This is a genomic window from Arthrobacter sp. UNC362MFTsu5.1, assembly GCF_000685965.1.
Taxonomy (GTDB): domain Bacteria; phylum Actinomycetota; class Actinomycetes; order Actinomycetales; family Micrococcaceae; genus Arthrobacter.
In genome coordinates this window covers 66,425-89,172 of the sequence record NZ_JMLE01000017.1, presented here as the reverse complement: position 1 = coordinate 89,172, position 22,748 = coordinate 66,425, and the positions used below count along the sequence as shown (strand labels likewise).

At 65.2% G+C, this 22,748-nt stretch carries 23 protein-coding genes; 4 read left to right on the top strand and 19 right to left on the bottom strand.

Annotated features, from left to right (window positions below):
• Window positions 1-182: 182 nt before the first annotated feature.
• Window positions 183-1,088 (top strand): 3-methyl-2-oxobutanoate hydroxymethyltransferase, encoded by a 906-nt coding sequence (panB, locus tag BS38_RS0116135; RefSeq protein ID WP_028271754.1) that lies wholly within the window; start codon window positions 183-185, stop codon window positions 1,086-1,088.
• A 25-nt stretch (window positions 1,089-1,113) separates the two neighbouring features.
• On the opposite strand, the gene BS38_RS0116130 is transcribed toward panB, so the two are convergent.
• Together BS38_RS0116130 and BS38_RS27145 are read right to left on the bottom strand one after the other, a co-directional pair.
• Window positions 1,114-1,689 (bottom strand): YceI family protein, encoded by a 576-nt coding sequence (locus BS38_RS0116130; protein ID WP_028271753.1) that lies wholly within the window; start codon window positions 1,687-1,689, stop codon window positions 1,114-1,116.
• A gap of 63 nt (window positions 1,690-1,752) precedes the next feature.
• Complete coding sequence (locus BS38_RS27145; protein ID WP_156037148.1) at window positions 1,753-1,917, bottom strand: SPOR domain-containing protein; 165 nt, start codon at window positions 1,915-1,917, stop codon at window positions 1,753-1,755.
• Window positions 1,918-2,042: 125 nt separating this feature from the next.
• Between BS38_RS27145 and map the strand changes: the two genes are divergently transcribed.
• Window positions 2,043-2,921 carry a type I methionyl aminopeptidase gene (map, locus tag BS38_RS0116120; RefSeq protein WP_028271752.1) on the top strand — a complete coding sequence of 293 codons (879 nt, stop codon included), beginning with the start codon at window positions 2,043-2,045 and terminating at the stop codon, window positions 2,919-2,921.
• Between the two features lie 77 nt (window positions 2,922-2,998).
• Window positions 2,999-3,802 (top strand): polyphosphate--glucose phosphotransferase, encoded by an 804-nt coding sequence (ppgK, locus tag BS38_RS0116115; RefSeq protein ID WP_028271751.1) that lies wholly within the window; start codon window positions 2,999-3,001, stop codon window positions 3,800-3,802.
• A 101-nt stretch (window positions 3,803-3,903) separates the two neighbouring features.
• Here the strand turns inward: ppgK and nrdR are convergent, their stop codons facing one another.
• The 3 genes from nrdR to BS38_RS0116100 form a co-directional block, all read right to left on the bottom strand.
• A complete protein-coding gene (gene nrdR, locus BS38_RS0116110; protein ID WP_028271750.1) occupies window positions 3,904-4,401 on the bottom strand; it encodes a transcriptional regulator NrdR in 498 nt (165 codons plus the stop codon).
• Window positions 4,402-4,508: 107 nt separating this feature from the next.
• Window positions 4,509-5,885 carry a histidinol dehydrogenase gene (gene hisD / locus BS38_RS0116105; RefSeq protein ID WP_028271749.1) on the bottom strand — a complete coding sequence of 459 codons (1,377 nt, stop codon included), beginning with the start codon at window positions 5,883-5,885 and terminating at the stop codon, window positions 4,509-4,511.
• Complete coding sequence (locus tag BS38_RS0116100; protein WP_028271748.1) at window positions 5,882-6,454, bottom strand: hypothetical protein; 573 nt, start codon at window positions 6,452-6,454, stop codon at window positions 5,882-5,884. The genes hisD and BS38_RS0116100 overlap by 4 nt, the downstream gene beginning before the upstream one ends.
• Window positions 6,455-6,632: 178 nt before the next feature.
• On the opposite strand from BS38_RS0116100, the gene BS38_RS0116095 reads away from it, so the two are divergent.
• Window positions 6,633-7,091 carry a flavin reductase family protein gene (locus BS38_RS0116095; protein ID WP_442853349.1) on the top strand — a complete coding sequence of 153 codons (459 nt, stop codon included), beginning with the start codon at window positions 6,633-6,635 and terminating at the stop codon, window positions 7,089-7,091.
• Window positions 7,092-7,095: 4 nt separating this feature from the next.
• Here the strand turns inward: BS38_RS0116095 and BS38_RS25360 are convergent, their stop codons facing one another.
• From BS38_RS25360 to ftsW, 14 genes are all read right to left on the bottom strand, one after another.
• Window positions 7,096-7,830, bottom strand: coding sequence for an SDR family NAD(P)-dependent oxidoreductase (locus BS38_RS25360; RefSeq protein ID WP_051628963.1), 735 nt, complete (start codon window positions 7,828-7,830; stop codon window positions 7,096-7,098).
• 32 nt (window positions 7,831-7,862) lie between these two features.
• Complete coding sequence (gene dnaE / locus BS38_RS0116085; RefSeq protein WP_028271746.1) at window positions 7,863-11,420, bottom strand: DNA polymerase III subunit alpha; 3,558 nt, start codon at window positions 11,418-11,420, stop codon at window positions 7,863-7,865.
• 36 nt (window positions 11,421-11,456) lie between these two features.
• Entirely contained in the window at window positions 11,457-12,383 is a 927-nt protein-coding gene (locus BS38_RS0116080) for an RluA family pseudouridine synthase (protein WP_028271745.1), read from the bottom strand.
• A complete protein-coding gene (lspA, locus tag BS38_RS0116075) occupies window positions 12,376-12,942 on the bottom strand; it encodes a signal peptidase II (RefSeq protein WP_028271744.1) in 567 nt (188 codons plus the stop codon). The genes BS38_RS0116080 and lspA overlap by 8 nt, the downstream gene beginning before the upstream one ends.
• Window positions 12,943-13,075: 133 nt before the next feature.
• On the bottom strand, window positions 13,076-13,774 hold the full coding sequence (locus BS38_RS0116070; protein ID WP_028271743.1) for a DivIVA domain-containing protein: 699 nt from the start codon (window positions 13,772-13,774) through the stop codon (window positions 13,076-13,078).
• 174 nt (window positions 13,775-13,948) lie between these two features.
• Complete coding sequence (locus BS38_RS0116065; RefSeq protein WP_028271742.1) at window positions 13,949-14,236, bottom strand: YggT family protein; 288 nt, start codon at window positions 14,234-14,236, stop codon at window positions 13,949-13,951.
• Window positions 14,237-14,353: 117 nt separating this feature from the next.
• A complete protein-coding gene (locus BS38_RS0116060; protein WP_028271741.1) occupies window positions 14,354-14,890 on the bottom strand; it encodes a cell division protein SepF in 537 nt (178 codons plus the stop codon).
• An 88-nt stretch (window positions 14,891-14,978) separates the two neighbouring features.
• Window positions 14,979-15,725 (bottom strand): YggS family pyridoxal phosphate-dependent enzyme, encoded by a 747-nt coding sequence (locus BS38_RS0116055; protein ID WP_028271740.1) that lies wholly within the window; start codon window positions 15,723-15,725, stop codon window positions 14,979-14,981.
• Window positions 15,718-16,434: a polyphenol oxidase family protein gene (locus BS38_RS0116050; protein ID WP_028271739.1), complete on the bottom strand. Its 717-nt coding sequence runs from the start codon at window positions 16,432-16,434 to the stop codon at window positions 15,718-15,720. The genes BS38_RS0116055 and BS38_RS0116050 overlap by 8 nt, the downstream gene beginning before the upstream one ends.
• Before the next feature lie 62 nt (window positions 16,435-16,496).
• Window positions 16,497-17,720, bottom strand: a complete 1,224-nt coding sequence (ftsZ, locus tag BS38_RS0116045; protein WP_028271738.1) for a cell division protein FtsZ — start codon at window positions 17,718-17,720, stop codon at window positions 16,497-16,499.
• A gap of 274 nt (window positions 17,721-17,994) precedes the next feature.
• Window positions 17,995-18,864 (bottom strand): FtsQ-type POTRA domain-containing protein, encoded by an 870-nt coding sequence (locus tag BS38_RS0116040; RefSeq protein ID WP_028271737.1) that lies wholly within the window; start codon window positions 18,862-18,864, stop codon window positions 17,995-17,997.
• The gene (gene murC, locus BS38_RS0116035; RefSeq protein WP_028271736.1) at window positions 18,857-20,260 is read right to left on the bottom strand and encodes a UDP-N-acetylmuramate--L-alanine ligase; all 1,404 of its coding nucleotides are present in this window, start codon (window positions 20,258-20,260) and stop codon (window positions 18,857-18,859) included. The genes BS38_RS0116040 and murC overlap by 8 nt, the downstream gene beginning before the upstream one ends.
• Window positions 20,257-21,357 carry an undecaprenyldiphospho-muramoylpentapeptide beta-N-acetylglucosaminyltransferase gene (gene murG, locus BS38_RS0116030; protein ID WP_028271735.1) on the bottom strand — a complete coding sequence of 367 codons (1,101 nt, stop codon included), beginning with the start codon at window positions 21,355-21,357 and terminating at the stop codon, window positions 20,257-20,259. The genes murC and murG overlap by 4 nt, the downstream gene beginning before the upstream one ends.
• Before the next feature lie 6 nt (window positions 21,358-21,363).
• Window positions 21,364-22,746, bottom strand: coding sequence for a putative lipid II flippase FtsW (gene ftsW / locus BS38_RS0116025; RefSeq protein WP_028271734.1), 1,383 nt, complete (start codon window positions 22,744-22,746; stop codon window positions 21,364-21,366).
• Between the last annotated feature and the right edge of the window lie 2 nt (window positions 22,747-22,748).

Below are 22,748 nucleotides of genomic sequence, written 5' to 3'. Positions count from 1 at the left end.
AGCATTCGCGCGGAATGTTGGAGCCGGAGGTCCGCGTAACACAGCGTTAACACGCACACCGGCCCGCGGCGCCCGGCGGCGGCGCCGCGACCGGGCCCGGGCGCTGCGTTTGTGACGCGATTCACCGGCTACGGCCCGGCGCCCGGTAGCTAGGACGCGCAGTACCGCATTACGCTCTAGCCATGGCCACAAGCAACAGCTCCGATTCCAGCATGTCCGCAGAAGTACCTGCTCCCTACGGCAACGGTCCCGCGGGGCCGGCCGCAACGCCGTCGGACACCGTCAGGAAGCCCGCGGCCCGGATCCGGATCCACCACCTGCAGCAGGCCAAGGAAAAAGGTGAGCACTTTGCGATGCTCACAGCCTACGAACAGTACACTGCCGAGATCTTTGACGAAGCGGGCATTGAAGTGCTCCTTGTCGGCGACTCCGCATCCAACAACGTCTTCGGCAACGAAACCAGCCTCCCGGTCACTGTGGACGAGCTGCTTCCGCTGTGCCGCGCCGTGGCCCGGTCGGCCAAGCGGGCCCTGGTGGTCGCGGACCTTCCGTTCGGAAGCTACGAAGTTTCGGCTCAGCAGGCCGTAGCCACCGGCGTCCGCTTCCTGAAGGAAGGCCTCGCCCATGCCGTCAAGATTGAAGGCGGCAAGTTTTACGCGGACACCGTCCGGGCCATGGTCCAGGCCGGTATTCCGGTCATGGCGCACATCGGTTTCACCCCCCAGAGCGAGCACTCGTTGGGCGGCTACCGGGTCCAGGGCCGCGGCGATGACGCGCAGCGGCTGATCGACGACGCTGTCGCCCTCGCCGACGCCGGCGCCTTCAGCGTCCTGATGGAAATGGTTCCCGCCGCCACCGCAGCGGCCGTCGATGCTGCCATTTCGGTTCCTACCGTCGGCATCGGCGCCGGAAACACGACCACGGGCCAGGTCCTGGTCTGGCAGGACATGGCGGGGCTTCGAGGCGGGAAGATGGCCAAGTTCGTCAAGCAGTATGCTGACCTGCGCACGTCGCTGGGCAACGCGGCCAAGGCGTATGGCGAGGACGTGCGGACGGGCCAGTTCCCCGGCCCCGAGCATTCGTTCTAACAAAGCTGCGGGGCCGGGATTTCCCCTATTCGGCGGCCGGTGTGGCGCCGTCACCGACTTTGATGGCGGACACTTCAAACTCCAGGGTGATCTTGTCCGACACGAGCACGCCGCCGGAGTCCAGGGCCGTGTTCCATTTGAGCCCGAAATCCTGGCGGTCGATGCGACGGGAACCTTCGAAGCCGGCCCGAAGGTTGCCCATCGGGTCCCGCTCGACGCCGATGAAGTCGATCGGGATCGAAATCTCCTTGGTGACGCCCCGGATGGTGACGTCTCCGCTGACAATGAAGTGGCCCTCGTCAACCTGATCCACGCGGTTGCTCAGGAACGTGATCTCGGGGAACCGGGGAGCGTCAAAGAAATCGTTGGTCCGCAGGTGCTGGTCGCGGTCGGCGTTGCGGGTGTCAATACTCGCTACCTTGAGAGTCAGCGCCACCTTTGAGCGGTCAACGTTCTGCGCGTCGACGGTGATCGAGCCTTCGAGATCGTTGAAAGCTCCGCGGACCTTGGTGACCATTGCATGGCGGGTGGAGAAGCCGATGCGCGTATGCGTCGGGTCGAACCGCCACTCTCCTGTGTATTCTGGCTTGATTTCGGCCATGACTCTCCTCGTTGCGGTACCGGCCGGTCCGGTACTCGGAAGTGTACTAACTCTCGCAGACGGTCAGTCCTCGTCGCCCTTTTCCCATGCTTCATTGCGCGTCTTGACCTTCTCGAGCGCGTGCTCTGCTTCCTCGCGCGTTTTGTAGGGCCCGATCAGCTGCGTCCAATCGGACATGGCGTCTTCCTCCACCTCGTGGGTTTTGACGTTGTACCAGTACTCGGTCATCGTTGCTCCTCGCATTATGCAGGCTCCACGCCCGCCGAAAGTGATCCACGTAACGTAGGGCTACATCGTGTTCCGATCCGGCTTTCCGTTACATGGGCTTCTACGCCTGCTTATATGATCAATCTATGCCTTCTCTTGCCTCGACTGCACCCACCGGCACACTGGTCCCCGGAACCATCAGCCCGCAGCTGCCCGTCCCGGCGTCTATCCCCCGCCCTGAGTATGTGGGCAAACCGGGTCCGGAGAAGTTCACGGGCTCAGAGGTGAAGTCTGCCGAGACCGTCGAGAAGATCAGGATCGCCAGCCGGATCGCGGCCCAGGCAATCGTCGAGGTCGGCAAGCACATCGAACCCGGCGTAACGACCGACCAGCTGGACAAGATCGGCCATGAGTTCCTGGTCGACCACCATGCTTATCCGTCGACTCTTGGCTACCGGGGCTTCCCCAAGTCGTTGTGTTCGTCGCTGAACGAGGTGATCTGCCACGGAATACCGGACAGCACGGTGGTCCAGGACGGCGACATCCTGAACATCGACATCACCGCCTTCATCGGAGGGGTCCACGGCGACACCAATTTCACGTTCCTTGTAGGCGACGTGGATGAAGAGTCCCGGCTCCTGGTGGAACGGACCAGGGAATCCCTCAACCGTGCCATCAAGGCGGTGGCCCCCGGACGTGAAATCAACGTCATCGGCCGCGCCATCCAGTCCTACGCCAAGCGCTTCGGCTACGGCGTTGTCCGGGATTTCACCGGCCACGGTGTCGGCGAAGCATTCCACACCGGCCTGATCATTCCGCACTACGATGCCGCCCCCGCCTACAACACGGTCATGGAAGCCGGCATGGTCTTTACTATTGAACCGATGCTGACGCTCGGTACGGTGGAGTGGGACATGTGGGCCGACGACTGGACCGTGGTGACGCGCGACCGCAAGCGCACCGCCCAGTTCGAGCACACCCTGCTCGTCACCGAATCAGGCGCAGAAGTCCTCACCCTGCCCTGATTGCCCCGCCCGGCGCCGCCGGCAGGCACATTTGCCCAGTTAACCCTTTCCCGCCCACAGCCACGAACGGAATCACATTGGCCAAGAAGGACGACAAGTCAACCAAGAACGCACCGCTGATCGGTATTGATATCGGCGGCACCGGAATCAAGGGCGGCATTGTCGACCTCAAGAAGGGCAAACTCGTAGGCGACCGCTTCCGCGTTCCCACCCCACAGCCGGCGACGCCCGAGTCGGTCGCCGAAACAGTGGCCGCGGTGGTCGCCGAGCTCGACGCACGGCCGGATGCGCCGGCTCCCGATTCGCCCATCGGAGTGACGTTCCCCGGCATCATCCAGCATGGTGTGGTCCATTCCGCAGCCAACGTCGACAAGTCCTGGCTCAACACGGATATTGACGCCCTGCTGACCAAACGCCTGGGGCGCCCCGTGGAGGTCATTAACGACGCCGACGCCGCCGGGCTCGCCGAAGCCCGCTACGGCGCCGGTGAGGGCGTCTCCGGCACGGTCCTCGTGATCACACTGGGGACCGGCATTGGTTCGGCCTTCATCTTCAACGGCAAGCTGGTCCCGAACGCCGAACTCGGGCACTTGGAAATCGACGGCTACGACGCCGAGAGCAAGGCTTCCGCCGTGGCCCGCGAACGCGACGGCCTCAGCTGGACCGAGTACAGCGTGCTACTCCAGCGCTATTTCTCGCACGTTGAGTTCCTCTTCTCCCCTGAGCTGTTCATCGTCGGTGGTGGAATCTCCAAGCGCGCCGACGAATACCTGCCGCACATGAAGCTGCGCACAAAGATCGTCCCGGCCGAGCTCAAGAACGACGCCGGCATCGTGGGCGCCGCGATCGAGGTTGCGCTGACGCACAAACTGGCCAAATAGGCGGACCTGCCGGCTCCGCAACAGCGGCGCCGGCAGGTCCCTGGTACAGCACGTGGTGCCGGTGGTGGCTTCGGCTTCCCCTCCGCTGCCACCACCGGAGTCTAGAGGGGGCTCTTCTCGGAGCTCTTGCCCTTGGCCGCTTTGGCTTCGACTTCCGCTTCATGGCGAAGGATGGCAATGGCGGTCTCAAAATCCTCAAGGGACTCGAATGCCTGGTACACGCTCGCGAAGCGGAGATAGGCGACTTCGTCCAGCTTCTGCAGCGGGCTAAGGATGGCGAGGCCCACTTCATGGGCGTCGATTTCCGCAGCGCCGGACGCGCGGATCGTTTCCTCGACCTCCTGCGCCAGCATGGCAAGGTCGTCTTCGGTCACAGGCCTGCCCTGGCATGCTTTCCGCACCCCGTTGATCACTTTGCTGCGGCTGAAAGGTTCGCCGACGCCGGAGCGCTTGATCACCGTGAGGCTGGTGGTTTCCACTGTCGTGAAGCGGCGGCCGCATTCAGGACACTGACGGCGGCGGCGGATCGCGGAGCCGTCATCGGCCATCCGGCTGTCCACCACGCGGGAATCAGGGTTGCGGCAAAACGGGCAATACACGTTGCTTCCTTCCCTGGCCGGAAAACATTTTGGCCGGAATATTCTTCCACATCAGTTTACGACTACATGTAGCCGAATCACAAGCCTGTAATTACTACATGTAGTGGTTAGGCATCGCCGGTGAACCGCGCCGTCACGGCCTCGCCGTGGGCCGGCAGGTCCTCTGCCCCTGCGAGGCTGACGATGTGCCCGCTGACCCGTTCCAGGGCAGGCTTGCTGTAGTTGACCACCTGGATGGCACGAAGGAACGTGGTGACGTTGAGGCCGGAAGAGAAGGCTGCCGTGCCGCTCGTCGGCAGCACGTGGTTTGACCCTGCGCAGTAATCCCCCAGGCTGACCGGGCTGTAATCCCCCACGAAGATTGCCCCCGCGTTGCGGATGCGCGCAGCGACAGCCGGGGCGTCCGCCGTCATGATCTCCAGGTGTTCCGCGGCGTAGGCATCGCAGGCCGCGATTCCCTGGTCCAGGCCGTCCACCAGCACCACGCCGGACTGCGGCCCGGACAGGGCTTCCCGCACCCGGTCAGAGTGTTTTGTCAGGGCAGCCTGCACGTCAAGCTCGGCCCGGACGGCCGCAGCGAGCTCTTCGGAATCCGTGATGAGGACCGACGCCGCCTTCGGATCGTGTTCGGCCTGGCTGATGAGGTCGGCCGCCACCAGCGACGGGCGGGCGCTGCCATCGGCAAGGATGGCGATCTCCGTGGTGCCCGCCTCGGAATCGATGCCCACAACGCCTTTGACCAGCCGTTTGGCCGTTGCCACAAAAATGTTGCCCGGCCCGGTGACAACGTCCACCGGATCCAGGGCTGCCGCCGGGTCTTCCGCGGGGACACCGTATGCAAAGGCCGCGATGGCCTGGGCACCGCCGATGGCGTACACCTCGTCGATGCCCAGCAGCGCCGCGGCGGCCAGGATGGTGGGGTGCGGGAGTCCGCCGAAGTCTTTCTGGGGAGGCGAGGCCAGGGCGATGGATTCCACCCCTGCCGCCAGTGCGGGGACGACGTTCATGATGACCGACGAAGGATAAACAGCCAGTCCGCCGGGAACGTACAGCCCGACGCGGCCAACCGGCACCCAGTTCTGGCTCACGACTGCGCCCTCGCCGAGTTCGACGTCGACGTTTGCCGGCCGCTGGCGGTCAGCGAACTTCCGTGCGCGGCTGATGGATTCTTCCAGGGCTGCCCGCACTGCGGGGTCCAGTTTCTCCAGCGCCTCCTGCAACGCAGCGCCCGGCACCCGCGGGTGTGCCTGCTCGACGCCGTCGAACGCCTGTGCGTACTCGCTCAGCGCGGCGAAGCCCCGGGAACGGACCGCCGTGATGATGTCGGTGACCTTCTGTTCGGCGTCCGCCATGGTCTGGTGCCGGGCCCGGGGAACAGCCGCCCGGAGTTCGGCCAGGGAGAGCCTCTGGCCGCGCAGGTCAATGGTGCGGTAGCTGACGGCCGGCGCGGTGATCTGGGCGGGGCTGTCCGGAGAAATAGTCACCCGCCCATTTTACGTGGTTTGCCCAGGAGGCTGAGCAGGTTGGCCACAAAGACGGAAATGGCCACCGCTGCCGGCCAGATGGCCAGGACGGCGAAGGACCGGAGCGAGAAGGCAATGCTGGCGTTCGGGGCGGTATCTTCAGCCGGGCCCCACCACTGCCCCGCCAGCACCCCTGCCTGCCAGGCGATGACGGCGCCTAGCGCACCGCCGATCACGGCGAGCAGTACGGTCCGTGGCGCAGGGGCTCCGGTTCGTTTTCCGTCGAGGAGGAAGCCGGTGACGCAGCCTGCCAACAGGAACAGGCCAGCCAGCACAAGGTCCCGGGGAAGCCAGCCTTCCGCATTCGTTCCGGTGGCCAACGAGGGGTCGCCGGAGAGCAGGTTCAGGCCGCCGGGCGCCAGCAGCCACCACGCAAGTCCGACGGGGATCCCGGCAGCGGCAATGACTGCCGGCACGCGCCACGAACCCCCGTCACCGCGGTAAAGTTCACCATAGGCGGGAGGGAGTCCGGCGTCCCCGGGATGGCTCGGATTTTGCGGAGCCGGGCCGGTGCCTGATGGCTGTTTCATGAAACAAACATTAACAAACGTTCACCGCCGTTCAACAAATGACGCGGCAGGTAACCAAGTCACGGACGGCACCGGGGCACCCATACGCTGGCATGCAGGACAAACCGGATTAGTTTCAGCAGGGAGTTAGATCACAGTGACCTCAGATAACGCAGCCTTCGAAGGCACGTTCAAGGAGATGTTCCGCCGGCATGCGGCCGGCGTGGCAATTATCACAGTGAACTACAACGGCGTCCCGTACGGATTCACGGCCACGTCAGTGGCCTCGCTGTCCGCTCAGCCGCCGCGCTTTACCTTTAACATGGCCCGCAGCTCCAGTTCGTGGCCGGCCATTGCCAACACCACGCACATCGGTGTGCACATGCTTGGCCTGGAGAACCAGGAACTGGCGGACCGCTTCGCACGGACCAAAAACCGGTTTGAGGGAGACCATTGGGAACTCGGACCGCACGATGTGCCCGTCCTCAAAGACGTCGCTGGATGGCTGATCGGCAAGATCCAGATGCGTCTCTCCTTCGAGAACAACGCGGTGGTTGTGGTGGAAGTCGTGGAAGGACAGGTGGGCGAGGACGGTTCTCCCCTGCTGTACCACTCCGGCGCCTACAGCCAGCCCGTCCCGCTCGACTACGAAATCTAGCGCCCTACCAGGGCAGCGGCGCGGACGATCCGAGTTCGAAGAACCGCGGACTGGTACCACCCGGTTCGGAAAGCTCCCGCAGCAGCTCGCTGGCCGCCGTCGCAGGCTCCTTCGAGGCTCCGCTTCGTCCCATCCCGGTGGCCAGGGCTCCCGGATGCACGGACCATACGTCCAAGACCGCGCCGAACTCCTCATGCAGGCTCAGCGTGAGCATGTTGAGGGCGGCCTTGCTGAGCCGGTAGCCGTAGCTCGTCCCGAAGCCGGCGAATTCACCGTTCGCCTGCAGCGCTGCGGATCCCAGCCGGGACGACACGTTGACGACGAAGGGCCGGCGGCCGCCTGCGCCCGGGCGGAGCAGCCCGGCCAGCGACGCCCGGGTCACCCTGACGGCGCCCGCGACGTTATTGTCGAGGAGGTGCGCGAGGGAATCGGGGTCTACTGCCGCCAGTGTCCTTTGGTTGCTGCCCACTGCGGCGTTGTTGACGACGACGTCGATGCTGGCCCCGGCGAGAACCCCCGCCACGCCGTCCGGGCAGGGTTGCGCGATGTCCCATTCCAGGAACCGCACCCTGCCGTCGGTCCCGGTTTTTGCCGCGGAGCCCGGCCGGACAATGCCGTAGACCGTCCATCCTTCCGCGGCAAGGACCGCCGCCAGGGCGGCGCCGAAGCCCCGGCCCGCACCGGAAATCACCGCGACGCCCGCGGCCGGGGCCGGGCCCTGTGCCGGGGCCGGGGTCACCGGATGTCCAGGCGCAGTGGCTGCCCGGGCAACTAGCTGTCCAGGCAGGTGGGCCCGAGGAGCACCTTGAGGTCGCCGAACAGTGATGGACTCGGGTTGACCCTCAGGTGCACCGGAAGCGCCATCACTTCCACCCTTGTGTCGCCTTGCAGGTGCAGCCTGACTTCCGAATTGCCGCGGTGGGTCCGCAGTACGTCGCCAAGCTCGGTCACCACAGCCTCTGTGGCCTTGTGCGTCTGCATGGTGATCACCAGCGGCCCGTTCAGGCCCTCGCTGAGGTCCGGGACGGACAGCTCCATGCAGTTCAGGGCGACTGCGCCGTCGTCGCGGCGCTGCAGCCGGCCCTTGACCACCACGACCAGGTCTTCGGCCAGCACGGACGCGATGGGGCCGTACACCTGGCCGAAGAACATGACCTCGATTGAGCCACCCAGGTCCTCGATTTCCGCGCGGGCATAGGCGTTGCCGCTGGCTTTCGCGATCCGCCGGCTCAGGGAGGTGATCATGCCCGCAATGGTGATGATGGCGCCGTCGTGCGGGCCGTCCTCGGCGATGACCGAGGTGATGGACTGGTCGGCGTGCTGGCTCAGCAGCCCTTCGAGGCCTTGCAGCGGGTGGTCCGAGACATAGAGGCCCAGCATGTCGCGTTCGAAGGAGAGCTTGTCCTTTTTCTCCCACTCGGGAAGGTCCGGGATTTCGATGCTCAGGGACGCTTCGGATTCGGCCTCGTCGAAACCGGCGAAAAGGTCGAACTGCCCGATCGCTTCGTTGCGCTTGAGGGTGATGACGGAGTCGATCGCTTCTTCATGGATCATGGCAAGCGCGCGCCGGTGGTGGTTCAGGGAGTCGAACGCCCCCGCCTTGATCAGAGATTCAATGGTGCGTTTGTTGCACACCACCGCCGGGACCTTCATGAGGTAGTCCTTGAAGGACGTGTACGCGCCTTCCTTTTCCCGCGCCGCCACCATGGCTTCGACGGCGTTCACGCCGACGTTGCGGATCGCGCCCATGCCGAAGCGGATGTCGTTGCCCACAGGGGTGAAGTTCAGGGCTGACTCGTTGACGTCGGGCGGCAGCACCGTAATGCCCATACGCCGGCATTCGTTCAGGTAGATCGCCGATTTGTCCTTGTCGTCGCCCACCGAGGTCAGCAGCGCAGCCATATATTCCGGCGCATAGTGCGCCTTCAGGTACGCGGTCCAATAAGAGATCACGCCGTAGGCGGCCGAGTGCGCCTTGTTGAAGGCGTAGTCGGAGAACGGGAGCAGGATGTCCCAGAGGGTCTTGACCGCGGCCATGGAATAGCCGTTGTCCTGCATGCCCTGGGAGAAGCCGGCGAACTGCTTGTCCAGCTCGGACTTCTTCTTCTTGCCCATGGCGCGGCGCAGGATGTCGGCCTGGCCCAGGGTGTAGCCGGCGAGCTTCTGCGCCACGGCCATAACCTGCTCCTGGTACACGATCAGCCCGTAGGTGCCGCCGAGGATTTCGGAGAGCGGCTCTTCCAGCTCGGGGTGGATCGGGATGACTTCCTGGATCTTGTTCTTGCGCAGCGCGTAGTCGGTGTGGGCGTTGGCGCCCATAGGACCGGGCCGGTACAGGGCCAGCACCGCGGAGATGTCTTCGAAGTTGTCGGGCTTCATCAGCTTGAGCAGCGAACGCATGGGGCCGCCGTCGAGCTGGAACACGCCCAGGGTGTCTCCCCGGGCCAGCAGCTCGTAGGACGCGGTGTCGTCGAGTTCCAGGGTTTCGAGGTCCAGATCGATGCCGCGGTTCATCTTGATGTTTTCCAGGGCGTCCGAAATGATCGTCAGGTTCCGCAGGCCGAGGAAGTCCATCTTGATCAGGCCGAGGCCTTCGGACGTCGGATAGTCGAACTGCGTAATGACCTGGCCGTCCTGGAAGCGGCGCATGATCGGAATCACGTCGATGATGGGGTCCGAGGACATGATGACGCCGGCGGCGTGCACGCCCCACTGCCGTTTCAGGCCTTCGATGCCCAGCGCCGTTTCGAAGACCTTGGCGGCCTCCGGGTCGGTGCTGATCAGCTGGCGGAAGTCACCGGCTTCGCCGTAGCGCTTTGCTTCCTTGTTCTGAATGTCGGCCAGCGGAATGTCCTTGGCCATCACGGCCGGCGGCAGCGCCTTGGTCAGCGTCTCGCCCATGCTGAAGGGGTAGCCCAGCACGCGCGAAGAGTCCTTCAGGGCCTGCTTGGTCTTGATGGTGCCGTACGTGACGATCATGGCCACGCGTTCGTCGCCGTACTTGCGCGTGACGTAGTCGATTACTTCGGAGCGGCGCCGGTCATCGAAGTCGACGTCGAAGTCAGGCATGGAAACGCGGTCCGGGTTCAGGAAGCGCTCGAAGATCAGGCCGTGGTGCAGCGGGTCCAGGTCGGTGATGCGCATGGCGTAGGCCACCATGGAACCTGCACCCGAGCCACGCCCGGGACCCACGCGGATGCCGTTGTTCTTGGCCCAGTTGATGAAGTCTGCCACCACGAGGAAGTAGCCCGGGAAGCCCATGGAGGTGATGACTTCCAGCTCATAGTCGGCCTGCTTGCGGACCTTGTCCGGGATGCCCTTCGGATAGCGGTACTGGAGTCCCTTGTCCACTTCCTTGACCAGCCAGGACGTCTCGTCCTCCCCCTCCGGGCAAGGGAACCGGGGCATGTAGTTGGCCCCAGTGTTGAACGAGACTTCACAGCGCTCTGCGATCAGCAGCGTGTTGTCGCACGCATCGGGGTGGTCGCGGAAGAGTTCGCGCATTTCCTGCGGTGACTTCAGGTAGTAGCCGCTGCCGGAGAAGGCAAAGCGGGAACCGCCGTTGTCGTAGGTCGGCTCCAGCAGGGTGGATCCGGACTGGATGGCCAGCAGGGCCTCATGCGCCTTCGCATCGTGCTCGTGCGTGTAGTGCAGGTCGTTGGTGGCCACCAGCGGCAGGTTCAGCTCCTTGGCCAGGCGCAGAAGGTCGCCCGTGACGCGACGCTCGATATCCAGGCCGTGGTCCATGAGCTCACAGAAGTAGTTCTCCGCGCCGAAGATGTCGCGGAACTCTGCAGCAGCCTCCAGCGCTTCGCGGTACTGGCCGAGCCGCAGGCGGGTCTGGACCTCACCCGACGGGCAGCCGGTGGTGGCGATGAGCCCTTCGGAGTAGGTGTTCAGCAGCTCGCGGTCCAGTCGGGGCCATTTGCCGAAGACCGAATCCAGTGAGGCGATCGACGAGGCCCGGAACAGGTTCCGCATGCCCACGTTGTTGTAGCTCAGCAGCGTCATGTGCGTGTACGAGCCACCGCCCGAGACGTCGTCCTTGCGCTGGCTTTCCTCGCCCCAGCGGACGCGGCTCTTGTCCCCGCGGGCGGTCCCGGGAGTCACATAGGCTTCGACGCCGATAATCGGCCTGATGCCCTTGTCCGTGGCCCGCTTCCAGAAATCGAAGGCGCCGAAGAGGTAGCCGTGGTCGGTGGTGGCCAGCGCGGGCATGCCCAGCCGCTCGGTTTCATCGAAGAGTTCACCGAGCCGGGCGGCGCCGTCCAGCATCGAGTACTCGGTGTGGTTGTGGAGATGGACAAACGAGTCATTGCTGGAAGTCACCGGACCATTCTAGTGCCGGGCAGGGACAGTTCCGGCTCAGGCGTCCCCGGAGGCCAGAACTTCCAGCGCATACGCAAGATCCTGCGGGTACTCACTGGTGACTGTCACGCGCTCTCCGGTCCTGGGGCTGTCGAACCCGAGCTGCCGGGCGTGGAGCCACTGCCGGGTCAGTCCCAGGGTTGCGGCAAGCCGCGGATCGGCTCCGTAGGTCAGGTCACCGGCGCAGGGGTGGCGCAGGGCCGAAAAGTGGACGCGGATCTGGTGGGTGCGGCCGGTTTCCAAGTGCACTTCCACGAGCGACGCCTTACCGAAGGCCTCCAGGACCTCGTAGTGGGTCACGGATTCCCGTCCGTCCTCGATGACGGCAAAGCGCCAGTCATGGCCGGGGTGGCGGCCGATCGGTGCATCGATCGTGCCCGCCAGGGGATCCGGCAGTCCCTGGACCACTGCGTGGTACACCTTGTCCACTGTGCGCTCCTTGAAGGCGCGTTTGAGCGCCGTATAGGCGCGTTCGGACTTGGCCACCACCATGGCACCTGACGTGCCGACGTCGAGGCGGTGCACGATGCCCGCCCGCTCGGGTGCTCCCGACGTCGAAATCCGGTAACCGAGACCGGCCAGTCCCCCCACCACCGTGGGTCCCACCCAGCCCGGGGACGGGTGGGCGGCCACACCCACCGGCTTGTCGATGACGACGAAGTCCTCATCGTCCAGCAGTACCTTCAGGCCTTCCACAACTTCCTCCACGACTTCCAGGGGGTCCCGCCGTTCCGGGACAACGACTTCCAGCACGGTGCCGGAGGCCAGCTTCAGGGACTTGCCCACTGCTTTGCCTGCGGAGCTGACGTTGCCCTCGGCGATCAGGGTGGCCGCCTGGGACCGGGATATGCCCATCAGCTTGGCGAGGCCCGCATCGACGCGGGTGCCGGCCAGCTCTTCGGGAACGGTGAGTTTCTCAGGCATCGGTGCCCTCCGCCGGCTTCTGGACCCGTGAACCGTCCAGCGAAATACCACGAAGCGTCAGCAGGCAGATGATCACGACGGCCGAGACAACAGCGGAATCGGCGATATTGAAGATCGCAAAATTGGGCAGCTGGATGAAGTCCACCACGTGGCCCATGGCGAAGGACGGCTCCCGGAACAGCCGGTCCGTGAGGTTGCCCAGGGCACCGCCAAGTAGCAGGCCCAGCGCCAGGGACCACCAGGCGGAACCAAGTTTCCGAAGCTGGAAAAGAATGGCAACGGAGACGCCGGCCATGATGATCGTGAAAACCCAGGTGACATTCTCGCCGATGGAAAATGCTGCCCCGGAGTTCCTGATGTAGTACCAGTGCAGCAGCGGGGGCAGCACCGGGATGCGCTCCCCCTCCACCATCGTGGAGGTGACCCACAGCTTGGTGAGCTGGTCGAAGACGTAGGCGAAAACAGCGAAGCCGGCGAAGAGCGTCAGCAGGACCGCCTTTCGCGGCCGGGCTTGCGTCGTTGCTGGCTGCGCTGCGGCAGGTGCTGTTTCGTCAGTCATAAAGCTTTCATTCAAGAGCCAGTCCCGGGACTGGAGGGAAACTGCTGGTGCCCGCTGCCGGCAGCGCCGGTAGCGGTTAATGGCAAAAGCCGGCGGCCGAGGAGTCCTCAGCCACCGGCTTTCAGAATACTTGCTAAACGGCGGGGCTGCCGTCGCCAACCTCGGGCGCAGCCACGGAACCGCGGGCATCCAGGTCGCGGAGCTGACCTTCGATGTATGCCTTCAGACGTGAGCGGTAGTCGCGCTCGAAGCCGCGCAGCTGTTCCACCTTGCGCTCCAGGACGGACCGCTGCTGTTCCAGGGCGCCGAGGATCTTGCGGGACTTCTCCTGCGCGTCGTTGACCAGGCTGCTGGCTTCGATCTGCGCTTCGGCGATGATCTTGTCCTTCTGCTGCTGACCGTCGGCGACGTGCTTGTCGTGCATCTGCTGCGCCATGGCCAGGAGGCCGGCGGCGGACTCCGCGGTCGGGTTGACCGCGGAAGGGGCCGGAGCGGCAACCGGGGCAAGGGCCGCTGCCGGCTCGGGCGCCTTCTTCTTGGCTTCGGCGGCGGCCTTGGCTTCGGCTTCCGCCTTGGCCCGGGCTTCGTCCTTTTCGGCCTTGACCGGGGCGGGGACCTTCTCCACCACCGGCGCCGCTACTGCGGAGCTGGCGGGCGTGCCTGAGCCGCTCTCGGCAAGCTTCTTGCGAAGCTCGTCGTTCTCTTGGTTCAGGCGGCGCAGTTCGACGACGATTTCGTCCAGGAAGTCGTCAACTTCGTCCTGGTCGTAGCCTTCGCGGAACTTGGTCGGCTGAAAGCGCTTGTTGACAACGTCTTCTGGCGTCAAAGCCATCTGGTCACCTCGTTGGTCTAGTTAGTCAGTAGGCCTTCCGGCCGTCAAAACTACGGTACCTAAATATGGTCTGGTTCCTCTAATTCAACACTGAGGTGTCAAACCGGAGATTCTACGCGATGCCGTGGATGGCGGTTTCCCGTCCTGCTACTGCGCCGCAAGCTGTAATGAAAATTACGCGAGATTCCTCACGATTGCCATAGCCACGCTGATGGCTATGAAGAACAGCAAAAATCCGAGATCCAGCGAAATCCCGCCCAGGCGCAAGGGTGGAATGAGGCGCCTCAGCACCTTCAGCGGCGGATCTGTGACGGAGTAGACAGTGTGGGCCGCCACCAGTGCCGCACCCCGGGGCCGCCACTCACGGGCAAACATCTGCACCCAGTCGTAGACCAGCCGGATGATTAATGCCACAAAAACGAATAATAAAGCGATATAGATAAGTCCGAAAACAATTCCCATGAGTTAACTCATATCTCCATGTTCATTCCGGATCCCGCAGTCTCCTGTTGCCATTCTTATCTATTTCAGCACGGATGCCAGACAGGTGTCCTGCCTGGCATCCGTTCGGCTCCGGAGCTAGCTCTGGTTGAAGAAGCTGGCCTGGGTCTCGCTGACCTTTTTGTCATCGCCGATGACCTCGATGTACGACGGCGAGAGCAGGAACACCTTGTTCGTGACCCGTTCGATGCTGCCGCGGAGGCCGAACACCAGGCCGGCGGAGAAGTCGACCAGGCGCTTGGCATCGGCTTCGCCCATGTCCGTGACGTTCATGATCACAGGGATGCCGTCACGGAAGCTTTCGCCGATCAGCTTGGCATCGTTGTAGGACCGCGGGTGGATCGTGGTGATCTGGCGGAGTCCGGTGGTCTCTTCGCGGCTCGAGGCCGCGCGCTTGATAGGTGTCACAGGTGCGCGATATTCCTCTTCGGCGGCGTGTGGAGTCGGCGTTTCGCGGGCGACCTCGCGGACGGGCGCCGGCGCCCGGCGTTCCTCGCGGTCATGCTCCATTGAATCGTCCTCGTCTTTGTGCGGTGTGTGGTGCTCAGACTCGTAGTGTTCATCGCCATCGGCGAGCCCAAGATAGATCATTGTCTTGCGCAGAGCGCCAGCCATGGTCGACTCCTAATCGTGTCCGTAAGCGGGCCGCTGAGTTGACTTGACAGTATTGGAATCCCCGCCATTCTCTTCCAATACTTTGACGCTACCGCAACGCAGGACGCGAACCCAATATATCCGAGCCTATTCTCAGGTGTGTCGCACCCGCCCTGACGGCGGATTCCAGATCCTGGCTCATGCCCGCGGAAATCCCCGAAGCCGAGGGGTGGTCCCTGAGCAGATGCGCCGAAATTTCGGCCAGTTTGGCGAACGCCGCCTCCGGATCCGAACCCAGCGGAGCCACTGCCATCAGGCCTGCCAGTACAATCCCCGGCGACCCCGCCAACTGGTCGGCCAGGCCCGGCACCTCCAAGCGGCTGGCGCCGCCCCGGTGGCTTCCGGCGTCTTCGTCGAGGCTGACCTGGATGAAGCACTCGAGTGGACCCCGGCCGGTCCGGTCCTGCTCGGCGGCCACGGACCGGGCAAGGGCGGCTGCCAGCTGCGGCCGGTCCACGGAATGGATCGCATGGGCATACCGGACCACCGACTTGGCCTTGTTGCTCTGCAGCTGCCCCACAAAATGCCAGCGCAGTCCGAGTTCGCCGAGGGCGGAGGCTTTCTCTGACGCTTCCTGGTCCCTGTTCTCACCGACGTCGGTGACTCCCAGGGCAGCCAGCCTGCGGACGTCGTCGGCAGGGTGAAATTTGGTCACGACGATCAGCTTCGGCGGGTTGTCCTGCCGGCCGGCGGCTTCCGCGGCGGCGGCAATCCTCCCCCGGACCGCGGCCAGGCGGCCCTGGATCTGGAGCAGTCGGGGGTCGTCGGCGGCTGTTACCTCCCGGGGTTCACTCACCGGTCCACACCAATCCGGCGAACCGGCCGGCGGCCGGGTTCCCGCGGTAGGAGAACAGATTGTCGTTTTCGAGGGTGCAGGGTCCGGAATACTCCACGACGACCCCGCAGGCTTCCAGCTGGCTGCGCGCCCCGGCCGGCAGGTCCAGGCCGGGGGTGCCCCAGGAAGTTGTGGTCCAGGTGGCAGGAACGGCCGCGGCGACGTCGTCCCGCATGCCTTCCGGCACTTCGTAGCAGGATCCGCAGATTGACGGGCCGATCCAGGCCCGGATGTCTTCGGCCCCCTCGGCGCGCATTCGCTCCACCGTTGCCGGCAGGACACCGCTGGCAACACCCGGACGGCCCGCATGGGCAACTGCCAGGACCGGCTGTCCCCCCGATGTTGTCCCGGCAAGGACGACCGGGACGCAGTCCGCCACCATGACGGCAAGCGGACGACCGGAAGACACCATCGCATCAGCGGTCGGCGCGGCCGGGCAGGCCGCCTCGCCGTCGCCGTCGCTGTCTCCGATAAAGGCGACGGTATTGCCGTGCACCTGGTTCATGTACTGGAAGCCGCCCGCCGCCAGGCCTGCTTCGGCCTCAACGAGTTCACGCCGGCGGCGCACTTCAACCGGATCGTCCCCCACGTGGAGGGCGAGGTTTCCGGCCCCGGCGTCAGTGAATGCCACCCAGACGCCGGGCCGGACTTCGGTTCGCCACCAAAACAATCAAAACACCGCTAACTGACGAGCTGATAAAACGTCCTGCCAATGCCTGCTTCCGGAAGTGCCTACTTCAGGAAGTCCGGGACATCCAGGTCGTCCGAGCGGCTGCCGGAAAGGTCCGGCTCCACTACCGAGGGAAGGTCGACGTCGAAGCCTGAGTCGGCGGGGACGGCAGAGGGACGCTGCTGACCCCAGTTGCTGAGACCCGAAGCTCCGATGCCGGCGTGTACGGGCTGAACGTGCTGCGACGGCGCCTGCGAGGGGGCAGGAGCAGCGGCGGGCGCAGCAGGGCGCTGCGGGGCAGCCTGCGGCTGCGACTGGTCCATGGACGGCGAGGTGGCTTTGACGTCGTCGAAGCCAGCCGCGATGACCGTAACGCGGGCCTCGTCACCGAGGGCGTCGTCGATGACGGCACCGAAGATGATGTTGGCTTCGGGGTGCGCCACTTCCTGGACCAGGCGGGCAGCTTCGTTGATTTCGAAGAGTCCGAGGTCGGAGCCGCCCTGGATGGACAGCAGGACACCGTGGGCGCCGTCGATCGAAGCCTCCAGCAGGGGTGAAGCGATGGCGAGTTCCGCGGCCTTGACGGCACGGTCCTCTCCACGTGCCGAGCCGATGCCCATCAGCGCGGAACCCGCGCCCTGCATCACGGACTTGACGTCTGCGAAGTCGAGGTTGATCAGGCCCGGGGTGGTGATCAGGTCGGTGATGCCCTGGACACCGGACAACAGGACCTGGTCGGCGGAGCGGAAGGCGTCCAGGACCGAGACATTGCGGTCGCTGATGGACAGGAGCCGGTCGTTGGGGATGACGATCAGGGTGTCGACTTCGTCGCGGAGGGCGTCGATGCCCGCCTCGGCGGAACCTGCACGACGGCGGCCCTCGAAGGTGAACGGGCGGGTGACAACGCCGATGGTGAGCGCGCCGAGCGAACGGGCAATGCGGGCCACGACCGGTGCGCCGCCGGTACCCGTGCCGCCACCTTCGCCGGCGGTCACGAAGACCATGTCCGCGCCACGGATGACCTCTTCGATCTCGTCGGCGTGGTCCTCGGCCGCCTGCTTGCCGACCTCCGGGTTTGCACCGGCTCCGAGACCACGCGTCAGCTCGCGGCCGACGTCAAGTTTGACGTCGGCGTCGCTCATGAGCAGAGCCTGGGCATCGGTGTTGATTGCGATGAATTCGACACCGCGGAGACCGACTTCGATCATGCGGTTGACTGCGTTCACGCCACCGCCGCCGATGCCGACGACCTTGATGACGGCCAAGTAATTCTGCGGAGCTGCCACGTTACGTGTCCCTTGTTCGTGTCCTATTGCGAAAACTGATGGAGTCGTGCTTGAAAGTTCCAACCTTAACCTTCGACTTGAAGGTTATAGTTATGTCAAGTAACTCATGCTGTGACGCTATTTCCTATGCCTGAGACATTCAATGACCTGATCCGCGTGTCGTTGGAATACCCGCGAAATAGAGCGGAAATCGCCGTGGATGACGGCTGCCGGCCCGCCGGTCTCAGAGCGCAGGTGAATGCCTGTCCCGCTGCTTGCGCGGGGAGGCCGTCCACTATCGTGTCACGGGATGCCGCGGCACGCTGACATCGTAGACCTGGACGGGATTCTTGGGGTTGGCCGGCGCCTTCAGCAGGGCTTCGAGCACCTTGGCTTTGAGTTCCTTCTCCCCCGCGTTGCCCCAGACAATGGTCTGTCCGTCCACAAGTTTGAGTTCGACGGCGTCAACGGATTTCGCCGACGCATCGGACAGCCTGGCGAGGACGTCGGCAGGCAGCGCGGCCAGCACCGCGGTGATGGCCTTGAAAAGATCCTTGCCGATCACCCCTGCCCCGCCGTCGATCACCGGTAGCAGGATGCTGTCCGGATCCTGGGTGGTGCCGAGCTGCACGCCGTCAACATCAACAAGCTGGAACACCTCCCCCTGTTTCACCAGGGCCACCGGGGTGCGTTCATGGATGTGGACCACCAAGACCGACGGCGGCCGCGCTTCCGTGGTCACGTCCCTGACCTGCACGAGCGGTTGCAGCAACTGCTTCACTTCGTCGTCATGAACCTGCGGCAGCGGCTTGCCGCGCAGCGGCCCGAGGGCGTCCTGGACCTGCTGCGGCGTGAGCATTTTGGTTCCGTCCACGGACACCGTCTGCACGGCGAACACCGGCGAATAGACGGCGGCCGCCAGCAGGCCGGCCACCAGTGCAGCGACGATGCACACCGCCAGGATGATGTTCCGCCGGATCCGCCTGCCCTTGGGCTCCGGGAACGACAGCACATTGTCCGTGGCGCGGTCGGGAGTTGATGCGCCTTCCGCCGCGGGCGCGGGCTTGGACGCGGAAATCACGTCCGCGCGGCCGTTTCCCGGTTCGGCCTTGCCTTTGCCCGGGGGTGCCCCCGTCTTGTACGTGGGCCGGCGCGTGCTAGGCATCCGGCGCCTCTGCCGCTAGTGCCGCCACGATCAGCGGGCCGTAGGCGGTGACGTCGCCGGCACCGGCGGTGAGCACAATGTCCCCGGGCGCAGCGTTGGCCACGACGGCGCGGACTGCCTCGTCGGCAGCTACGAGCCGGCCGCCCCCGGAGAGGCGGTCACCGATCAGCTGGCTGCTGACCCCGGGAATGGGATCCTCGCGGGCAGGATAGATGTCCAGCACCAGAGCGGTGTCTGCAGCGTTGAGCGCCTCGGCAAACTCGGCAGCAAACTCGCGTGTGCGGGAAAACAGGTGCGGCTGGAAGAGTACATGAACCTTGTGGTTCCCGGCGACGGATCGTGCCGCAGCGAGTGCCGCCCGGACTTCCGTGGGGTGGTGGGCGTAGTCATCGTAGACCCGGACACCCCGTCCCTCGCCTTTGAATTCGAAGCGCCGCGAGGCTCCCGAGAAATGGGCCAGGGCACCGGAGGCGGGGCCGGGGTCGACGCCCAGCTCGAGTGCCACGGCGAATGCCGCGGCAGCATTGAGGGCGTTGTGGCGGCCGGGAACCTGGAGCTCCAGCGCAAACTTTCCCGCGGGGGTGGATACCCACACGTCGCCCGGTCCGCCGTCGTGCAGCCTCAGCTGCGAATCTTCGGCAGTGCCGTAGGTGACCACCCGGGTGTTGCCCCGTTCCGTTGTTCGCTCCGCCAGTGCGCGGGCGCCGGGGTCATCGGCGCAGGCCACCAGGACGCCGTCGGGCGGGAGCAGTTCGGTGAAGCGGTCAAACGACTCGTAGACGGCCTCGGCGGTGCCGTAGTAGTCGAGGTGGTCCGGTTCCACGTTGGTGACAACGGCAATGTGCGGACGGTAGTTGAGGAACGATCCGTCGGATTCGTCGGCCTCGGCAACGAAGATGTCCGACGTGCCGCTGGCCGCGTTGACCCCCAGTGCCGGGACGTTGGCGCCGATTGCAAACGTGGGGTCCAGGCCGGCGCCCTGCAGCAGCACGGTGATCATCGACGTCGTGGTTGACTTCCCGTGTGTTCCGGCCACCGTGACCACGCGGTCGCCTGCCATGGTCGCCGCCAGTGCCTCGGACCGGTGCAGCACAGGCAGCCCGGCGTCACGCGCGGCCAGGAGTTCCGGATTGTCCGCGCGGATGGCGGAGCCCGCCACCACGGACTGCGCCGCACCCAGGTTGCCCGCGGCATACCCCACATGGATGCCCGCGCCGGCGGCGGCGAGGTCCGCCATGACGGGCAGGTCCTTGGCGTCGGAGCCGGTCACGGGGACCCCGCGGGCCACCATGATCCGGGCCACGGCGGACATGCCCACGCCGCCCACGCCGATGAAGTGCACGCGGCCCAGGGATTCAAGGCTCTGCGTGCCCGTTGCTGCTGTGGGCGTGGTCATTTGCTTACCGCTTCCAGGACAAGGCCAGCCATGCGCTGGTCTGCGTTTCGGATGCCGAGGGCTTCGGCGCTGGCTGCCATCCTCGCCAGGCGGGCGGGATCCGACAGCAAGGGGATGATTTCACTGCTGACCCATGCGGGCGTGAATGATTCGTCGTCGATCACCAGCGCCCCTCCCGCCGCTACCGGCCCGGCGGCGTTGAGGGCCTGCTCGCCGTTGCCGATCGGGAGCGGGACGAACACCGCCGGGACACCTACGGCCGCGGTTTCGCAGACGGTGGCTGCTCCTGCGCGCCCCACCAGCAGGTCGGCGGCCGCGTAGATGTTCTCCATGCTGTCGACGTACTCCACTTGCCGGTAGCCGTCCGCGGCGAGGGGCTTGCCGTCGCCGTCAAGGACCGCCTTGCCCTTGCCGGTGATGTGGAGTGTCTGGATGCCGGCCTTGGCCAGTGCTTCCACGGACGCTGCGATGGTCCGGTTGATGCTCTGCGCACCGGACGAGCCGCCTGTGACGATGAGCGCGGGCTTGTCCTGGTCGAGCCCCAGCAGGTCACGTGCGGCCTGCCGGGAGCCGGCACGGTCCAGCCCGGATACTTCCTTGCGCATCGGCATGCCGACGTGGCGCGCCCCGCGGAGTTTCGTGCCGGCGAAGGCTACGCCGACGTGATGGCTGAACCGGGCGCCCACCTTGTTGGCCAGGCCGGCCCGCGTGTTGGCCTCATGAATGACGACGGGAATCCGGCGGCGCCAGGCCGCGAGGTAGAGCGGTGTGCAGACGTAGCCGCCAACGCCGACCAAAACGTCCGCATGGGCGTCGTCGAGGATTTTTCCGGCCTGTTTGACCGCGCCCGCCAGCCGTCCGGGGAGCCGCAGCAGGTCCAGCGAGGGCCTGCGCGGGAAGGGCACGCGGTCGATGGTGGCCAGCTCGAGGCCGGCTGCAGGGACCAGCCTGGTTTCCATCCCGCTGGGCGTTCCCACGGCCAGGAGTCGCACGTCCGGACGCGCGTCACGCAACGCGGCCGCAATGGCCAGCAGCGGACTGATGTGGCCCGCTGTTCCGCCGCCGGCAAGGACTACTGACAAAGACTCGGCATTCATTAAGTGCTATTTACGCTTTCGTGAGGTGTGTGGGCGCGCGCCCTTGGTGCGGAACTTGAGCAGCCGTTTGGGCTGGACGCTGGGCGCCATCTGTTCCCGGGCCAACGACAACACTACGCCGACGGCACACAGCGACATCAGCAGCGCCGAACCGCCATAGGAAATGAACGGCAGTGGCACGCCGATGACGGGGACGAGCCCGGTGACCACGGACATGTTGACCGTGGCCTGGCCCAGGAGCCACACCATGATGGTTCCGGCCAGCACACGGTGGAACAGGTCCTCCTGCGCCACCACGACGCGGTAGATTGCGGCACCGAGGATGGCAAAGAGGATGAGTACGACGACGGTGCCCACCAGCCCGAGTTCCTCGCCGATGATCGCGAAGATGAAGTCGTTATGGGCTTCCGGGATCCAGCTGTACTTCTGCCGGCTCTGCCCCAGGCCGACCCCGAGCCAGCCCCCGGAGGCCAGTCCGTACAGGCCGTTGGTTGACTGATAGTTGGCGTCGATGCCTTCGCCGCAGGAATTTCCGGTCCACCACGAGGTAATCCGGCACATCCGGTTCGAGCTCGTGACAGCCATGAACCCGGCACCGGCCACGGCAATCAGAGCCGCAATGCCGAACATGTAGATCGGGACGCCGGCGAAGAACAGGGCTGCGGCCATGATCATCATGATGATCATGCCGGTGCCGAGGTCATTTCCGGCCAGGACGAGGCCGATGATGCCGGCGGCAATGGGAAGGACCGGGACCACCACATGCTGCCAGCGGTGGAGCAGTTTGGCCTTGACGGCCAGCACCGTGGCCATCCACAGTGCAAGGGCCAGTTTCGACGCTTCTGACGGCTGGAAGGTGATGCCGCCGAATTCAATCCAGTTCTGGTTGCCGTTGGTGCTGGTGCCGATGAGCAGCACAAGGACCAGGAGCACATAGGCGCCGGCGATCCCCGGCCAGGCGAGGCGCTTAAGCCAGACGACGTTAACCCGCGAGAGCACAAACATCAGGAACACCCCGATGGCGGCGAACATGCCCTGTTTGAGGGCTGCCGTGTACGGCGACTCTCCGGCGGCAATGGCCTCGACGCTGGAGGCGGAGAGAACCATCATGATGCCGATGGCCGTAAGCGCGAGGGTGGAACCCAGGATGAGGTAGTAGGTGGAACCGTTGCGTGACTTTCCGGTTCCTTCCAGCTTCGCCCAGAAGCTTCGGTAGCCGCCGCGGAGCCTGGCCAGCGGAGGCACATGCCCTGACCGGGCAGTCCCGCCTGCCGTAGCCTGGGGCGACGGCGGCCGGGTCCCGGCGGCCTTGCCTGTCCGCGAAGCCGGCGGAAGCCGGGTGGCACCCCGCTGCTTGGCAGCCGGGGCACGGGTGGGCGTGCTGACCATTG

Bases quoted from the DNA above. Each gene is read 5' to 3' on its own strand.
- panB (WP_028271754.1), top strand. From the start codon at position 183: ATGGCCACAAGCAACAGCTCCGATTCCAGCATGTCCGCAGAAGTACCT.
- BS38_RS0116130 (WP_028271753.1), bottom strand. From the start codon at position 1,689: ATGGCCGAAATCAAGCCAGAATACACAGGAGAGTGGCGGTTCGACCCG.
- BS38_RS27145 (WP_156037148.1), bottom strand. From the start codon at position 1,917: ATGACCGAGTACTGGTACAACGTCAAAACCCACGAGGTGGAGGAAGAC.
- map (WP_028271752.1), top strand. From the start codon at position 2,043: ATGCCTTCTCTTGCCTCGACTGCACCCACCGGCACACTGGTCCCCGGA.
- BS38_RS0116100 (WP_028271748.1), bottom strand. From the start codon at position 6,454: ATGAAACAGCCATCAGGCACCGGCCCGGCTCCGCAAAATCCGAGCCAT.
- BS38_RS0116095 (WP_442853349.1), top strand. From the start codon at position 6,633: ATGTTCCGCCGGCATGCGGCCGGCGTGGCAATTATCACAGTGAACTAC.
- BS38_RS0116080 (WP_028271745.1), bottom strand. From the start codon at position 12,383: ATGCCTGAGAAACTCACCGTTCCCGAAGAGCTGGCCGGCACCCGCGTC.
- lspA (WP_028271744.1), bottom strand. From the start codon at position 12,942: ATGACTGACGAAACAGCACCTGCCGCAGCGCAGCCAGCAACGACGCAA.
- BS38_RS0116070 (WP_028271743.1), bottom strand. From the start codon at position 13,774: ATGGCTTTGACGCCAGAAGACGTTGTCAACAAGCGCTTTCAGCCGACC.
- BS38_RS0116065 (WP_028271742.1), bottom strand. From the start codon at position 14,236: ATGGGAATTGTTTTCGGACTTATCTATATCGCTTTATTATTCGTTTTT.
- BS38_RS0116060 (WP_028271741.1), bottom strand. From the start codon at position 14,890: ATGGCTGGCGCTCTGCGCAAGACAATGATCTATCTTGGGCTCGCCGAT.
- BS38_RS0116040 (WP_028271737.1), bottom strand. From the start codon at position 18,864: ATGCCTAGCACGCGCCGGCCCACGTACAAGACGGGGGCACCCCCGGGC.
- murC (WP_028271736.1), bottom strand. From the start codon at position 20,260: ATGACCACGCCCACAGCAGCAACGGGCACGCAGAGCCTTGAATCCCTG.
- murG (WP_028271735.1), bottom strand. From the start codon at position 21,357: ATGAATGCCGAGTCTTTGTCAGTAGTCCTTGCCGGCGGCGGAACAGCG.
- ftsW (WP_028271734.1), bottom strand. From the start codon at position 22,746: ATGGTCAGCACGCCCACCCGTGCCCCGGCTGCCAAGCAGCGGGGTGCC.